Source organism: Actinomadura sp. 9N215 (genome assembly GCF_044326345.1).
In the GTDB taxonomy this organism is placed as follows: Bacteria; Actinomycetota; Actinomycetes; order Streptosporangiales; family Streptosporangiaceae; genus Spirillospora.
Genome location: NZ_JBIRBA010000018.1, coordinates 1 through 18,120, shown reverse-complemented (window position 1 = coordinate 18,120; position 18,120 = coordinate 1). Strand labels below are relative to the sequence as shown.

The 18,120-nt window shown below is 67.1% G+C and carries 2 protein-coding genes; both read left to right on the top strand.

All coding sequences use genetic code 11. The annotated features are described in order from the left end of the window. The first annotated feature begins 196 nt into the window (after window positions 1-196). The gene (locus ACH34T_RS27130) at window positions 197-6,391 is read left to right on the top strand and encodes an amino acid adenylation domain-containing protein (protein ID WP_396023738.1); all 6,195 of its coding nucleotides are present in this window, start codon (window positions 197-199) and stop codon (window positions 6,389-6,391) included. Further along, window positions 6,391-18,120 (top strand): amino acid adenylation domain-containing protein (locus ACH34T_RS27125; protein WP_396023737.1); only part of this gene is annotated, 11,730 nt, incomplete at its 3' end. The genes ACH34T_RS27130 and ACH34T_RS27125, both read left to right, overlap by 1 nt.

Below are 18,120 nucleotides of genomic sequence, written 5' to 3'. Positions count from 1 at the left end.
GTCGAAACAGGTTCTCCTGAGACATGCTTTCCAGCATGCCCCGACGCCTCTCGCCCGGCAAGGCTTCGATCGGATGGGGAGGCGCGTCGCCGTTCGGCCCGGAGGCACAAGGCGTGACACTACAGGAAGTCCTGTTATATCGTCCTCAAGACGGCGAGCCCGGCCCCTGCTCCGTTCTTCTGGAGGATGGCGGGACATGCGCGACGAGAACAGCCCTGCGACCACCACGCCTGAGAGCCTCCCTGGCGATGCCGCTTGGCGGGTGGTGGCCTCGTTCGCCCAAGAACGCCTCTGGTTCCTGCAGCAGCTTGAGCCGAAGACCACGGCTTACAACCTGGTCATCACCCTCCGCCAAGGCGAGGCACTTGAAGCGCAGACACTAAGGCAGGCTTTGCATGAAGTTGTCATGCGCCACGAGAGCCTCCGCACGACTTTCGGCGAAGTGGACGGAATTGTGGTACAAACCGTTCACCCGACTACCGGATTGAAGCTGCGATCCACTGATCTGTCCCATCTGTCAAGCAACGATGCCGAGCTTGAGGTCCGACGACTGGCCGAGAAAAACCTATCGACCGCCTTTGACCTGGCCACAGGGCCGCTCCTGCGACCGCATCTGATCAAGCTCCCCACCGCGGAACATGTTCTCCTCATCGTGGCACATCACATCATCTTCGATCAATGGTCCGCGGGAGTCCTAAAAGATGAGCTCGTAACAATTTATCAAGAGATTCGAGAAGAGCATGAGCCATCTTTGGCACCCCTGGGCATCCAGTACGCCGATTACGCGGCCTGGCAGCGCGAATGGCTCACTGAAGGAATAATCGATAAGCAGCTATCCTACTGGCGCTCACAGCTCGCCAACCTCCCGCCTTTGACGCTCCCCATCGACCGACCTCGCCCCCTGGTTCGCGGCACTGCTGGCGCGACCGTGAACTTCGCCATTTCGCGAGAGACCACTAGAAAGCTCCACTGCATATCCCGCGACGCCGGCGCCAGCCTCTTCATGACCCTACTGGCTAGCCTTCAAGCTCTACTCGCCCGCCACTGTGGCCAATATGACATCCCCATCGGTATCCCCGTCTCCGGACGTCATTACCCGGGTGTCGAGCGACTGATCGGCTTCTTTGTCAACACACTTGTAGTGCGGTCACAGATAGGCCACCGCGACACTGCACTAGACCTGCTAGTTCAAGTTAGAAAGACGGCCCTCGATGCATACGCCAATCAGGACGTTCCGTTCGAGTTAGTGGTCGATGCACTTCAGCCGAAACGAGATCGAGGGCGCAATCCACTCTTCGACGTCATGCTCAATTTTCGCAGCCAAGACGGAGCGGCCGCGCAGAGCGACCATTCTGGTCTGACGGCCTGCAGTTTTGGGCCCAGCACCGCGAAATTCGACCTCACGTTCGACATTCTAGAGGTTGACGAAAAGATCACGGCCACGATCGAGTACAGCAGAGAATTGTTCGACCGGGGCACTGTTGAACGCCTCGCCGACCACTTCCGCAATCTTCTTGCGGCGGTGGTCGAGGATCCGAACACACCCATCCTTCAACTGCCGCTTCTGACGCAGGAAGAACGCGACCGAGTACTGTGCACCTTCCCGGGGTCCGGGAATGAGCAAAAGCCCCCGGGCTCGTTCGTGCATGAGGCAGTGGCGGCCTGTGCACAGCGTGTCCCCGAGGCCGTCGCGGTGATCGCCGGCGACCTCCAGCTGACCTACGGTGAGCTGGACGCTCGCGCGAACCGGCTCGCCCGCCATCTGCGATCTCTGGGCATCGGCCCCGAAGATCTCGTAGGTCTCCGTCTGCCGCGGATTCCGGGGCTTATCATCGGCGTTCTCGGCGTGCTGAAGGCCGGTGCCTCGTTTCTGGCCATCGAGCACCTTCCTCAGACAGGGGTCCCGGCACGCGACGGTCTCGCGACGGTGCTTGTGCACGCCGAGGCCCTCGACTCGTCGCCGCTTGTGCACGCCGAGGCCCTCGACTCGTCGCCGGATGCCGCGGCGAACGTTGTCGCCGTGGACGATCTCGGCGCCTCGCCGCTTTTGGATTCTCACTCGGCCGATGCACCCGAATTCATGGGTCCGCGCCCGGATAACGCAGCCTGCATCGTACGGCTCTCCGAGTCCGGCGAGGTCACCTTGAGCCATGGCGCACTTTCCCACCTGGCCGCAGGAGCCCGCCGCCACCTCAAATCCGGGACCACCGGTTCCTGGATACTTTCTCATCCAGCCGATTCCGACCTGTTCATCTGCGAAATGTCGGCGACCCTGACGTTGGGGCATCGGTTGGTCATGGCCCCGGAAACGGTGACGCACACTGGGTGCGCGAGCGTCGTGGAGCGAAATTTCGCCGCTCTCGTCGAACTGACACGCGGCTGCGAGGAACCGCGTACCGACTTCGGGCTGCCCTTGCCCGGCATGGCCTGCTACGTGCTGGAACGCAACTTGGCTCCGGCTCCGATCGGAGTCACCGGAGAGCTTTACATCGGCGGAGCCGGGCAGGCCCGGGAATTTGGCCGTCAGCCTCACTCGACCGCCGAACTTCTGGTCGCCAATCCCCACCTCGGGGATGGGTCACGGCTGTACCGCACAGGCAAAGTCGCAAGGTGGCACTCGGACGGCCAACTGGAGATCGTTGGTGACCAAGCCCCTCCCGCCCTGGCCGAACCGCCCGCCAGGCGTCGGCTGGTCGCCTATATCGTTCCCACTCCGGGCCAAGAGGAGCCCCGCGCCGATGAACTGCGGGCCTTCCTCAGATCGCGGCTGCCGGAGAGCATGATTCCGGCGGCGATCGTTATGTTGCCGGAGCTTCCGCTGACGTCCAGCGGGAAAGTCGATCACAAGGCCCTTCCCGATCCTCCGCGACCCGATCCTGTCGAACCGGAGACCGCTACCGAGCGGGTGCTCGCCGACATCTGGCGACGAGTCCTCAACGTCGACTACGTCGCCGTGAACGATGACTTCTTCGAACTCGGCGGTCACTCTCTACTCGCCGCTCAGATAATCGCCAGAATAAGATCGGAACTGAACGTCGATCTACCGATCGTGGCCGTCTTCGATGCACCGACCGTGGTCCGGCTTGCAATCGTGGTCGACCACGCGGCCCCGGCCCATCCGCTGTCGCGTATCTCCAAGGCCGACCGGAACGGCCCGCTGGAACTCTCGTTCGCTCAGCAGCGCCTCTGGTTTCTCAGCCGTCTTCATCCCGACAACACCGAGTACAACGTGCCGTTCGCCTTGGAGTTGTCCGGCGAATTGGACGTAGCCGCACTTTATCGAGCCATCTACGAAATCGTCGCGCGACATGAGGTGTTGCGCACGACCATCGCGGTGGACCCCGAAGGGATGCCCGTCCAGCTCATCGGCCCACCCTCAGCTGTCGAAATTCCTTTGATCGACCTGTCAAACCTGCCCATCGAGCAGGCCCGCGATCGAGCACGGTGGTTGAACGACACCGACGCCTCCACTCCTTTCGACCTGGCCGGAGCCCCGCCGATGCGAGCACGTCTGATGCGGTTGGCCGAAAATGAGCACGTCCTGAGCGTCATCTTCCACCACGTCGCGTCCGACGAATGGTCGACCGGCCTCTTCACTCGTGAGCTCTCAGCTCTGTACGAGGCGTTCCGCCATGGCCGTCCTTCCCCGCTCGAAGCAGTACCGGTCCAGTACGCCGACTACGCGGCATGGCAGCGGGCCTGGCTCTCAGGCGAAAGGCTAGACCGGCAGTTGGACTATTGGCGCACACAGCTGGCCGACCTGCCCGCGCTCGATCTGCCCATCGACCGACCCCGTCGACCGGACCGTGACCCCACTGGTGCCCTCCACACCTTCACCCTGGCTGCGGAGCTGACCACCCGCGTCCAGGAACTGAGCCAGCATGAGGGCTGCAGTGTGTTCATGACCCTCCTCGCTGCATTCCAAGCCCTTCTCGCCCGTTACACCGCATCGGACGAAATCGCGGTGGGCACGCCTGTCGCCGGCCGCACCCACCCGGACACCGAGCACCTCATCGGCTTCTTCGTCAACACACTGGTTCTCCGTACCGATACCTCGGGCGACCCGACGTTCAAGGAACTGCTCGGCCGGGTTCGCCGGACCACTCTAAACGCTTACACCCACCAAGACCTGCCGTTTGAAAAGCTGGTGGACGCGTTGCAACCGGCGCGCGACCGCGGGCGAAATCCTTTGTTCGACGTGATGTTCGCTTTCGATACAGCCGACCAAGAGCAGAATGGGCTGGATACGGAGTTCTCAACGGACTTCACCGACCTCGATCTGTGCAGTTTTCCCGCGGACCGCACCACGGCCAAGTTCGATCTGTCCGTTGAGCTCATCGCGTCCGGGGACGAACTGCGCGGACGCGTCAGGTATCGCACAGAGCTCCTCAACGCCGCCTCGATCGAACGGCTGACTGATCACTTCACGGCCTTGCTCGCGGCCGCGGTGGCTTCCGCAGATGCGCGACTGAGCGAGATCGACCCCATGCCCTCAGCGGAACGCGACCGGCTGGCGGCCTGGAGCCGCGGCCCGCGGATGCCCGAATCCGGCCTGCTGGTCCATGAGTTGATCGCAGAGCAGGCGGCAGCCGTTCCCGACCGCACCGCGGTGATCGCAGCCGACGGCGCGCTGACCTACCGGCAGCTTGAGGAGCGCGCCAACCAGCTCGCCCACCACCTCCGCGACCTGGGGGCAGGCCCGGAGACCATCATCGCCGTCTGCCTGAACCGCGGGCTCGACCTCATCACCGCTCTGCTGGCCACCTGGAAGGCCGGAGCCGCCTATCTTCCGCTCGACCCGGACGATCCCCCCGATCGCATTGCCTTCCACCTGCAGGATGGCAAAGCCCGCTCCGTCATCACCACCGGCGGGCTGCGTGATCGCCTCGGTCTCCGCCCGGAACGGGTGCTCGTCATCGATGACCCGGCCACGCGGATCGCGATCGACCGGCGCCCGGCCACAGCCCCCGCGTGCGACACACGCCCCGACAACGCCGCCTATCTCATCTACACGTCCGGATCCACCGGCGCGCCCAAGGCGGTGATCAACCACCATGGTGGTCTGATCAACCGGCTGCGCTGGCAGATCGACGCCCATGGCTACACGCCCGAAGATCGGGTCCTGTACAACGACCGGATCGCCTTCGACGTCTCCTTGTGGGAGCTCTGCTGTCCGCTTCTGGCCGGCGCCAGCATCGTCATGGCACCCCCACAAGCACAACTCGACCCGGTCGCGTTGTGCCGCCTCATCGATGAGCGGGCGATCACCGTCGCCCGGTTCGCGCCCGCGCTACTCGGCCCGGTGCTGGACGTCGCCGGCGCAGACCGATGCGGAAGCCTGCGTCTGCTCGTCTGCGGAGGCGAGGCCGTGCCTGGATCGCTGGCGCGCCGCTGGTACGAACGATTCCAGCAGCACACGACGCTGTGCATCGGTTACGGACCGACCGAGACGGCTATCGGGGTCTCGGAATACCGGCTGGAGGCCCCGCCCATCGAGGACCGAACGGTCCCGATCGGCGTCCCGATCGCCAACACCAGGCTGTTGGTGCTCGATCGACACCTGCGGACGGTCCCGGTCGGCGCACCAGGCGAGCTGTTCATCGGCGGCCCTCAGCTCGCCCGTGGCTACCACGGCCGGCCCAGCCTGACGGCCGAACGTTTCGTCCCCGATCCACAATCCGCCGAAGGATCGCGCCTGTACCGCACGGGTGACCTCGCCCGCTGGCGTTCAGACGGCCAACTGGAGTTCCTCGGCCGCGGCGACGACCAAGTCAAGATCCGAGGTCATCGCGTCGAGCCCGCCGAGGTCGAGGCCACGCTCACCGCCCACCGGCTGATCACGAGGGCCGTGGTCGTCGCGCACCGCGACGCCTCCGGGACCGCCGGCCTGGTCGCCTACTTCGTCCCGGACCCAGCCGAAGAGCCCGGACCGGGAGAGCTCCGCGCCTTCCTCCGGAGCCGACTGCCCGATCCCATGGTCCCCGAAGTCTTCGTTGCGCTCGACGAGCTCCCGCTGACGCTCAGAGGCAAGATCGATCGCAGCGCTCTTCCCGCCCCCGATTCCGCTCGCAACGAGCAGACCCCGGTTCGGCTTCCACCTCAGACGCCGACCGAACATGTGATGGCGGGTATCTGGCGGGAAGTGCTCGACGTCGACGGTGTCGGAGTGCATGACAACTTCTTCGACCTGGGTGGCCACTCCCTGCTCGCCATCCAGGTCGTAACGCGGGTACGCACCCGGTTCGAGATCGACACACCGGTCGCCGTCCTCTTCGACAAACCAGTACTTTCCGACTACTCGGCAGCCGTCGAACAAGCCCTCATCGACCAGATCCGGCAGCTGTCCGATGACCAGGCGCGGATGCTGCTGGCGTCCGACGGGGAGGCGTGATGAGCGCCGATCACGTGACGAACCCGCACACCGACCTCTCCACCGCCCAACAGGAACTGCTCCGCCGCCGATTGCATGGGGACGCCGGCAAGTCCACAGGCATTGAGCCTCTCCCTGCCAACGCCCCCCGTTCCTTGTCGTTCGCTCAGCAACGACTGTGGTTTCTCAACCGCCTGGCTCCCGAAAGCCCCGAGTACAACGTCCCGATCACCTTGCGGCTGAAGGGGGATCTGGACATCGAGGCGCTCGGCCGAGCCCTCACCGAGATCGCGGCCCGCCACGAGGTATTGCGCACCACGGTCGGGACGGCCGCAGATGGAACCGCGGTGCCGTGCGTCGGCGCGCCGCCGGACGTCGTGCTGCCTGTGGCCGACATCTCCGGTCTCCCACCCGCGGAGGCCATGGCCGAGGCCCGCCGTATGGCCGACGCGGAGGCCACGGCTCCGTTCGACCTCGCCACCGTCCCACCCCTGCGAGCCCGCCTCATCCGGCTGGCCGAGCGAGATCACGTGCTCGCGTTGACTCTGCACCACATCGCTTCCGATCACTGGTCGGCCGACATCCTGCGGCGAGAGCTCGCCGCTCTTTACACGGCCTTCCGGCAAGGCGCACCGTCGCCCCTGGAACCCCTGCCGATCCAGTATCGCGACTACGCCGCCTGGCAAAAGGCATGGCTGACCAGCGAGAAGTTGAACCGGGAACTGGACTACTGGAAAGACCGCCTGGCCCATCTACCCGACTTACGACTACCCACCGACCGGCCACGCCCTGCACATCGCGATCCGGCCGGCGCCCTCCAAGAGTTCACCATCCCGGCCGCTCTGACGCAGGAGTTGCGAGAGCTGAGCCGGGAGGCGGGCTGCAGCATGTTCATGACGCTGATGGCGGCGTTCCAGATCGTGCTCGCGCGCTACAGCGGGCAGACGGACATCGCGATCGGCACTCCCACAGCGGGACGCAACCACCCCCAGAGCGAACGGCTGATCGGGTTCTTCATCAACACGCTGGTCATGCGGACGGATCTGTCCGGCGATCCGACTTTCGCCGAGCTGCTGATCCGCGTCCGCAGCACCGCTCTCGAAGCACTGGGCCACCAGGACCTCCCCTTCGAACACCTCGTGGAAGCCCTCGGTCCCGGGCGGGAGCGGACACGACACCCGCTGTTCGACATCTTTTTCAGCCACCAGGCTCACGACGATTCGCCGGCTGACCGGCTGATCCCCGGTCTGGAGGTTGCGGAGTTCGAAACGGCCCACGTCACCACACAGTTCGACCTGACGCTGAACCTCGTCGAATCCGAAGAAACTCTTCACGGCTGCCTCGAGTACAGCGTCCGGCTTTTCGATGCCGCCACGATGGAGCGGCTGGCATCCCATCTGCTCAACGTGTTGAGGGCGGTGGCCGACGAACCTGCCGTCCGGCTGAGCGACATAGAGCTGCTATCGCCCGTCGAGCTGAACCAGCTGACCGCTTGGAGCAAAGGCCCGGACGCGGCCGTCCCCGACGATCCGGTCTACCGCGCCATCGCCGGTCACGCCGCCCGCGCTCCAGAACGCATCGCGGTCGTCGCCGCAGGTGAAAGCCTCACTTATCGGGACCTGGACAAGAACGCCAACCAGCTTGCTCACCACCTACAAGCCCTCGGCGCCGGCCCGGAAACCGTCATCGCCATCTGTCTGCCTCGCACCCCGGACCTTGTTGCCGCCCTGCTCGCCGTGTGGAAGGCCGGTGCCGCCTACCTCCCCCTGGATCCTGACGCCCCGCTGGCCCGAACCGCCTTCCAGCTCGCCGACGCGAGAGCCAGCCTCTTGATCACCGTCAGTGATCTATTGGACCGGCTTCCCGACCATCCCACTCCCCTCGTACTCCTGGACGACCACAAGGTTCGGGAGGCGATCGCCGCCGCCGATCCGAGTCGGCCGGAGAGCCGTGCGCAAGCCGACAACGCCGCCTACCTGATCTACACCTCCGGTTCCACCGGCAACCCCAAAGCGGTCACCATCACCAACCGGAACCTCGCCGCCTATACCCGCCACATCATCGACCGATTCGCGCTGCGGCCGGAAGTCGGCTACGCCACCGCGCAATCCCTCAGCGTCGACTTCGCCGGAACCATGCTCTATCCGGCGCTGGTCCTCGGAGGCACCACGCACCTTCTCCCACCCGACATCGACGCCGACCGGTTGCGCGCCCACCTGACTCAGCATGACGTTCAATACCTCAAGCTCCTTCCCACCCAGCTCGCCGGACTGCTCTCTGATGTCGGCGACGCCCCACCTCCACTGCCGGGCATGGCGCTGATCCTGGGTGGAGAACGCAGTTCCCGCGAACTCATGGCTGAACTGCACCGCACCATGCATGAGCACGGCCACGCGAACCTGGCCGTCCACAACCATTACGGGCCCACAGAGACCACCATCGGCGCGGTCACCTACGCCGTCGCGGCGGAACCGGTGACCCCGAGCGCCCCGATCGGCGCTCCGATGGCCAACACGACGGCACTCGTCCTGGACGACGGGTTGCGTCCCGTCCCCATCGGAGTCCCGGGTGAACTCTTCATCGGCGGGGTGCAGGTCGCCCGGGGCTATCACGGGCGCCCGGCGCTGACCGCCGGACGGTTCATCGCCGATCCCGTAAAAGGCGACGGGACACGTATCTACCGGACCGGGGATCTGGTCCGCCGCCTCCCCGACGGCCAGCTCGAATTCCTCAGGCGAGTCGACGACCAGGTCAAAGTGCGGGGCCACCGCGTGGAGCCAGGCGAGAGCGAAGCCCTGCTCGCCGCCCATCCACGGATACGGGAGGCCGCGGTGGTCGCGCGGGACATCGACGCCTCCGGCGAGCCCGTGCTGGTCGCCTATGTCGTTCCGGTGCCGGACGAGGACCCGCCCAAGGCCGACGAACTGCGGGCCTTCCTCCGCACCCGATTGCCCGACCCCATGGTCCCTGCGAGATTCGTCGCTCTCGGCTCGTTTCCGCGCACCTCCAGCGGGAAGATCGACCGCCATGCCCTACCAGATCCCGCTTCCTCGCGGCCCGATCTCACGGGCGCGTATGTTGCGCCGGCCACGCCCACGGAGCACGCGCTGGCCGATATCTGGCGGCAGGTCCTCCACCTAGACCGCGTCGGCGCCCAGGACGACTTCTTTGAGCTCGGCGGACATTCAATTCTCGCCACTCAGGTCGTCGCACGGATCCAGACGCGCTTCCATGTCGCGCTTCGGGTCGCTGACCTCTTCGACGCTCCCGTCCTCGCCGCTCTCGCCAGAATCATCGACGAAAGCGCTCCTTCCCAGCCTCTCCCACCACTCGTCGCCGTCGAGCGCGGCGGCCCGCTGGAGCTGTCCTTCGCCCAGCGGCGGCTCTGGTTCCTCCATCAACTCGTCCCGGACAGTCCCGCATACAACGCGTTTTCCGTCCTCCGGCTGACGGGGCCGCTCGACGTTGGAGCACTACGCGGAGCGCTCGATGAGGTCGTGGCCCGCCACGAGGTGCTGCGCACGAACATCACGCCGGCGGCCGACGGAGTCCCCGTTCAGATCGTCCGTCCTCCTTCGGCGCTGGAGCTGCCCATCACAGACCTTTCGGATCTGCTCCACCAGCACGCCGAGGACGAGGCCCGCCAACAGCTCGACGCCGACGCCGCCATGCCGTTCGATCTCGCGTCGGATCTCCCTGTGCGTGTCCGGCTGCTCCGTCTCGCCCGCAACGAACACGTCTTCGTTGTCACCGTCCATCACATCGCGTCGGACGAATGGTCGACGGGCATCTTCATGCGGGAGCTCTCGGCGCTTTACGGGGCGTTCCGCGACGGCCTGCCGTCACCGCTGCCACCGTTGACCGTCCAATATGCCGACTACGCTTCCTGGCAGCGGAAATGGTTGTCCGAGGACACGCTGCGGCGGCAGCTGGACTACTGGCGAGCACAACTTGCCGACCTGCCCACTCTCGAGCTGCCCACCGACCGCCCGCGCCCGCACGATCGCGACCCCGCGGGCGCGGTGTACCACTTCGCCATCTCCGCCGAGGTCACCAGCGGGCTTGAGCAGCTGAGCCGACAGGCGGGCTGCAGCATGTTCATGACGCTCCTGGCAGCTTTTCAAGGGCTCCTCGCCCGCTACAGCGGTCAGGACGACATCGTGGTCGGTACCCCGATCGCCGGCCGCACCCACGTAGCGGCCGAACAGCTGATCGGGTTCTTCGTGAACACGCTGGTATTGCGCACCGATGTGTCCGGCGACCCGACGTTCACCGAATTGCTGTCCCGCGCACGCGAGACCGCGCTCGACGCCTACAGCCACCAAGACGTGCCGTTCGAGCACCTGGTGGAAGCCCTACACGTGACGCGCGACCGCACCCGCCACCCCTTGTTCGACATTCTCTTCAGCTACCGCACGCGCGACGACATCGCGGACCACGTCACTCTCGCCGACCTCTCGATCAGCGGCTTTCCGCTGAGCCACGCGACGGCGAAGGCCGAGCTTGGCCTGGACGTCATCGAAGACGGCCCCGCCCTGCGCGGCTGCGTCGAGTACAGCACCCGGCTGTACGACCGGGCGACGGTGGAGCGTCTCGCCGGTCACTTCGAGGCGCTGGTGGCGGCCGTGGCGGCCGATCCGCATCTCCCGCTCCGCGACATCGAGCTCCTGTCCGCGGCGGAACGGGAGACCCTGTCCGCATGGGGCACCGGCGCTCGCCGCCACGGCGCGCGGGCCGAGCATCCCGCGCACGAACTGATCGCCGAGCAGGCGGCCTACACACCCGACAGTCCGGCCGTGATCGACGGGGACAGGCGGCTGACTTACGAGCGGCTCGACCGGCGCGCCAACCGGCTCGCCCATCACCTGCGGTCCCTCGGTACCGCTCCGGAAGCCGTCGTCGCGGTCTGCCTTCCCCGCGGTCCCGAGCTCGTCATCGCACTGCTCGCCATCTGGAAGGCCGGGGGCGTCTACCTCCCTCTCGATCCCGCCGACCCACCCGAACGGCTCGCCCACCATCTGGCCGACAGCCAGGCCCATGTCGTCATCACCAGCCCTGATCTCAAGGGCCGGTGCCCATGCCCGAACGAGGTCGTCCTCGATGGCTCCGGCGCGACCGCAGGGGCGCGTGAACTGCCGGATACCGCGCCGGACCACCGGACGCCCCTGACCACCGCGGCCTATCTGATCTACACGTCGGGCTCCACCGGGGCGCCCAAGGCGGTCACTCTGCAGCACGCGGGCCTGGCAAATCTGATCAACGCGCAGCGGCGGCACTTCCAGATCACCCCCGAGGACCGGGTGCTCCAGTTCTATTCGGCGAGCTTCGACGCGTCGATCTCCGAGTTCACCCTGGCGCTGACCGGCGGTGCCGCCCTCGTCATCGCGAACGACGGCCACCGCCGCTCGCCCGACGAGCTGAGTCGCCACATCGCCGCGCACGGCGTCACCGTGGCCACTGTTCCCCCCGCCGTGCTGGACGCGCTCGACGCCGCCCACACCACGTCGCTGCGAACGGTCATCGCCGTCGGCGAGAACCTCTCCGCCTCCACCGTCGACCGCTGGCTGAATGGCTCCTTGCGGGTGATGAACGGCTACGGGCCCACCGAGACCACCGTCGGCGTCACCATGTGCGAACTCCGGCCCGAAGACTCGACTGACCGCAGGCTGCCCATCGGCGGGCCGATCCCCGGCACGACGATGCGTGTCCTCGACGAACGGCTCAGGCCCGTGCCGGTCGGATTGCCCGGCGAGCTGTACATCGGCGGACCGCAGCTCGCACGGGGCTACCATCGCCGACCCGTCCTCACTGCGGAACGCTTCGTCCCGAATCCGCATGCCGCCGACGGCTCCCGCCTGTACCGCACCGGCGACCTCGCCCGCTGGCGACCGGACGGCCACCTCGAATTCCTCGGACGGGCCGACGAGCAGATCAAGATACGGGGTTACCGGATCGAACCCGGCGAGATCGAGGTCGCCCTCACCGGTCACGCCCAGATCCGGTCGGCCGCCGTCGTCGCCCATGGCGAAGGCGCGAGCGAACGACGGCTGGCCGCCTACCTCACCGTGGAGAACGACGACGATCCACCGCCCGTGGGCGAGCTGCGGGCCTTCCTCGCACCGCGACTGCCGAGCCACTTGATCCCGAGCGTGTTCGTGGTCCTGGATGCGCTACCGCTGACGGCCACTGGAAAGGTCGATCGCAGAGCCCTGCCAGACCCCGGCACAGACCGTCCGCGGCTCGCGGCCTCCTACATCCCACCCCGAACCGCTACGGAGCACGCACTGGCGAGCATCTGGTGCGAGGTCTTGGGCCTCGACCGCGTCGGCGCGCACGACGACTTCTTCGACCTCGGCGGCCACTCGCTCCTCGCCGCCCAGGTCGTCGCCCACGTCCGAACGCGCCTGCACGCCGCGCTGCCCATCGCCGCCGTCTTCGACGCCCCCGTCCTCTCCGCACTCGCCACGGCGATCGAGAACTCCGTCGAGGACGAACCACTCCCACCACTGACGACAACCGACCGCACCCGTCCCCTGCCTCCATCCTTCGCCCAGGAACGCCTCTGGTTCCTCAATCAGCTCGAGCCTGAGAGCACCGAGTACAACAACCCCACTGCGCTGCGCCTCACCGGCGAACTCGACATCGAGGCGCTCAGACGCGCGCTCAGCGAGGTCGTCGAGCGTCACGAAGTGCTGCGCACCACGGTGGCGATCACATCCGACGGGACGTTCGCCCAAGAGATCCGGCCGCCGGGACCTGTGGAGCTGCCCGTCGCGGACCTGTCGGGCCTGCCTCCCGAGGAAGCCCACGTCGCGGCGCGCCGCCTCATCGACGGCACCGCCACGGCACCGTTCGACCTGAGCACCGACCCGCCTCTGCGGCTCCGGCTCGTCCGCCTAGCCGAGCATGATCACGTCTTGGGAATCACCACCCACCACAGCGCGTCCGATCGCTGGTCGGCCGCGCTCATGTTCCGCGAGCTGGGGATCCTGTACGAGGCGTTCCGCAACGGCCTCCCGTCCCCACTGGCGCCGCTGCCCGTCCAGTACGCCGACTACGCGGCCTGGCAGCGAGGCCGGCTTTCGGACGAGACGATTCAGTCGCAGCTGGACTACTGGCGCGAGCAACTGGCCGGGCTGCCGCCTCTCGACCTGCCGACGGACAGGCCGCGCTCCGCGGATCGCGACCCGATCGGCGCGCTGGAGCCCATCATCATCTCCCCGGCGACCGCCGAGCGGCTCCGGGATCTGAGCCGGCAGGCGGGATGCACGCTCTTCATGACCCTGCTGGCGGCGTTCCAGGCGCTGCTCTCGCGCTACAGCGATCAGGAAGACGTGACCGTGGGCGCTCCGGTCGCCGGCCGTGGCCACCCCGACGCCGAGCCGCTCATCGGATTCTTCATCAACACGCTGGCGCTCCGCACGGATCTCCGGGGAGATCCGACCTTCGGCGAGCTCCTGTCCCGGGTGCGTCGGATCGCCCTTGACGCGTACGAAAACCAGGACATCCCGTTCGAGCACATCGTCGAGCAGCTCCAGCCGCGGCGCGAACGTACCCGCAATGCGTTGTTCCAGGTGGTCTTCGACTTCGAGAACACGATGACCGAGGCCCGCGAGCTGGCCGGCGTCGATAGCGCCGACTTCCCCGTCGCCTGCGTCATGGCGGGGAACGATCTCCGTCTGGTCATGACCGAGTCGGACGGCGGGCTGAAGGGGGGCATGGAGTACAGCACCGCCCTGTTCGAGCCGAGGACCATCCGGCAGTGGATCACTCATCTGCTGGCACTCCTGGACACCGTGACCGCTGACCCCGGCCTACGGCTGAGCGAGCTCGATCTTTCCTCACCCACGGAACGGGAACAGCTGCGGGCATGGAGCACCGGCCCCTCCACAGGGTGGGCCCGCGAGATGGCCCACGAGCTCGTCGCCGGCCAGGCGGTCGCCGCACCCGACAAGGTCGCCGTGATCGACGCCACAGGCCGGTCGCTGAGCTACCGCGACCTGGACAGGGCCGCCAACCGGCTCGCTCATCACCTGCACGCCCTGGGCTCGGGCCCGGACACCGTCATCGGCGTCTGCCTCCCCCGGAACGCTGACCTCATCACCGCGCTACTCGCCATCTGGAAGGCCGGTGCCGCGTACCTCCCCCTCGAGCCCGACGCACCTCTTGCGCGCACTGCCTACCAGGTCGTGGACGCATCCGCCAGCCTGCTCATCACCACGACCGGCCAGCTCGACGCGCTACCCGATCAGCCCGTGCCCCTGGTCCTCCTGGACGACGCGGCGACCGAGAACGCCATCGGGACTCAGCCTCACACTCCACCAGAACAGCGGGTTCACGCCGCCAGCACGGCCTATCTGATCTACACGTCCGGGTCCTCCGGGTATCCGAAGGCGGTGGCGGTGCGGCACGGCGGGCTCCGCAACCTCGTCGCGGCGCAACGAGAGCGTTTCGGAACAGGCCCGGACGACCGAGTGGCGCAGTACGCGACGACCGGGTTCGACGCGTCGATCTCGGAGATCGCGGTGACGCTGACCACGGGCGCCACCCTGGTCATGACCGACCAGGGCCACCGCCGATCCCCCGAGGCGCTGGCCGCGCACCTCACTCGGTACGGTGTCACCGCGGCCACGCTTCCTCCCGCGCTGCTGACCGTCCTGGACCCCGGCCTAGCCCCGACGCTGCGCACGGTGGTCTCCGCCGGGGAGCGGCTGCCCAGTGCCACAGCAGAACGCTGGCAAAGGCCGGGACTGCGCCTGCTCAACGCCTACGGGCCGACCGAAACCACCGTCTGCGCCACCACCGCACGAATCGAGCCCGACTCCGGGAAACCACCGCCGCTCGGCACGCCCCTGCCCAACACGACGACGCTGGTACTCGACAAGCACCTGCGCCCCGCGCCGGTAGGCGTACCTGGAGAGCTGTACGTGGGCGGAGCACAGCTCGCTCGCGGCTACCTCGACCGTCCCGCCCTTACCGCCGAACGTTTCATCGCCAACCCCCACACCAACGACGGCGGCCGCCTCTACCGCACCGGCGACCAAGCCCGCCTGGACGCCGACGGCGCCCTGCACTTCCTCGGCCGTACCGACCACCAGATCAACCTCCGCGGCCACCGCATCGAGCCCGCCGAGATCGAAACCGCGCTCACCACCCACCCCCGCGTCCACGCCGCCACGGTCGTCGCCCACGAAGACGAGCTGATCGCCTATTTCGTGCATGTGCGGACCGCGGGCCCGCCGTCCGTGGGAGAACTGCGCGAACATCTCAGAACCGGGCTTCCTGACTTCATGATCCCCACGGTATTCGTCCCGCTGGAGGCTCTTCCCCTGACCACGCGCGGGAAGGTCGACCGGAGCGCGTTGGCCCCGCCCGGTGCGGCTCGTCCTGGGCCGTCCGTCGTTCACCGGCCGCCTCGGACGCCGACAGAGAGGACGCTGGCGTCCATCTGGGGCGAAGTGCTCGGCGTCGAACGGGTCGGTCTCGACGACGACTTCTTTGAGTTGGGCGGCCACTCCATCCGAGCGACCAAGGTCATCGCGCGGATCCGCGACCGGCTTTATGTGGACGTCCCCATCGCGGCGCTGTTCGACGCCCCGGTCCTAGGGGCCCTCGCCACCGTGGTCGACCAGACCGCGCGCACTCGCCCGCTGCCCGCGATCGAGAGGGTCGATCGAAACCTCCCCCTCCAGCTCTCGTTCTCCCAACAACGCCTGTGGTTCCTCGACCAGCTCGTCGGCGAGGCCGCGGACTACCACGTGCCCACGGTGCTGCAGTTCACCGGAAGGCTGGACATCGAGGCGATACGGCGGGCCTTGGACGAGATCGTCACGCGGCACGAGGTTCTGCGTACGACCATCGACACCACAGCGGACGGAGACCCCGTCCAGCACATCCATCCGCCGGCGCCGGTCGCGCTGCCGCTGGTCGACCTGTCAGGTCTCGCCGTCGAGTCGGCCCAGGCAGAGGCGACCCGGATCATGAACTCGGATCTTGCCGAGCCGTTCGAACTGGCTGTCGATCTCCCGCTGCGGGCCCGCCTGATCCGGGTGAGCCGAGACGATCACGTGCTCGCCCTGATCTTGCATCATCTGGCCTCCGATCGATGGTCGGGCGTCATCCTGCGCCGCGAGATCTCCCAGCTGTACGAGACCTTCAGCGGAGGAGCGGAGTCCCCGCTGGCACCGCTCCCGGTGCAGTACGCCGACTTTGCCGCCTGGCAGCGCGCTCTGCTCTCCGGCGAGGAACTACGACGCCAGCTCACGTACTGGCGACAGCAGCTCGCCGGCGTACCGGTCCTGAACCTGCCGACCGACCTGCCCCGCCCAGCGCTGCGCGATTCCGCGGGCGCGCTCCTGTCGTTCACCGTGCCGTCGGAGACCGCCGATGCCCTGCGAAGGCTGAGCCGGCGAGCGGGATGCAGCATGTACATGACGCTGCTGGCCGGGTTCCAAGCCATGGTCTCCGAATACAGCGGCCAGGAGGATGTGCCGGTCGGCTCTCCCGTCGCCGGGCGTGGTCATCCCGACATCGAGCAGTTGATCGGCTTCTTCGTCAACACGCTTGTGCTGCGCACGGACCTGTCCGGCGATCCCACCTTCCTGCAGCTTCTCATCAGGGTCAGGGAGGTCACGCTGAGCGCGTTCGCCCACCAGGACCTCCCCTTCGAACATCTCGTCGACGAGCTGAAGCCGCCTCGGGACCGAGGACGCCACCCCTTGTTCGATGTCATGTTCGCGTTCGACGCCCTCGACGCCCCCGCCCGGCTGGGCCGTACCGCCCTGAGCGATGCCGACCTGTGCGGTTTCCCTCTCAGCCACACCACGGCAAAGTTCGATCTCACGTTCAACCTGGTGGAAGCCGGCGGCGGGCTGAGCGGAGGCGTCGAGTACCGTACGCGGCTCTATCGTGCGGACACGATCGAGCGCCTGATCGGACGCTTCACGACGATCCTGGGATTGGTCGCCGCTGATCCGGGCCTGCGGTTGAGCGAGCTCGGCCGGATGAGCCCGGCGGAGGTCGAGCGGCACGTGTCGCTGGGAACGGGCCCGGCCGTACCGTCGCCGGATCGCCTGGTGCACGAGCTGGTCTCGGAGTGGGCCGCGTCGGCCCCGGATCAGACGGCGGTCGTCAGCCCGACCCGCGAGCTCACCTATCGCGAGCTGGACGAGGCCGCCAACCGGCTGGCGCATCACCTGCGCGCGCTCGGAGCCGGGCCAGAGCGTGTGGTGGCCGTATGCCTGCCTCGCGACGCGGAACTGGTCATCGCGATGCTGGGCATCTGGAAGGCGGGGGCCGTGTACCTGCCGCTGGATCCCGGGGATCCGCCCGGCCGCCTGGCCCACCATCTGACCGACAGCGGCGCTTGTATCGCCGTCACCACCGTCGGCCTCCAGGAGCGTCTGCCGCAGGCACGGCATCTCGTCATCGACGATCCCGGCACGGTAGCCGCGCTCGCCGGACGGCCCTCCACGCCGCCGCGCCACGGTCTGGCCCCGGACAATTGTGCCTATTTGATCTATACCTCTGGGTCGACGGGAACCCCCAAAGCCGTCAGCATCCGCCACGGCGGCCTCACCAACCTCATCACCGCCCAACAACACCACTTCCACCTCACCCCAACCGACCGCATCCTGCAGTTCTACTCCGCAAGCTTCGACGCCTCCATCTGGGAAACCACCCTCGCCCTCACCGCCGGCGCCACCCTCATCACCACCACCCACACCCAACGCCACTCCCCCCAACAACTC

Coding starts and splice junctions, on each gene's coding strand:
- ACH34T_RS27130 (WP_396023738.1), top strand. CDS start 197: ATGCGCGACGAGAACAGCCCTGCGACCACCACGCCTGAGAGCCTCCCT.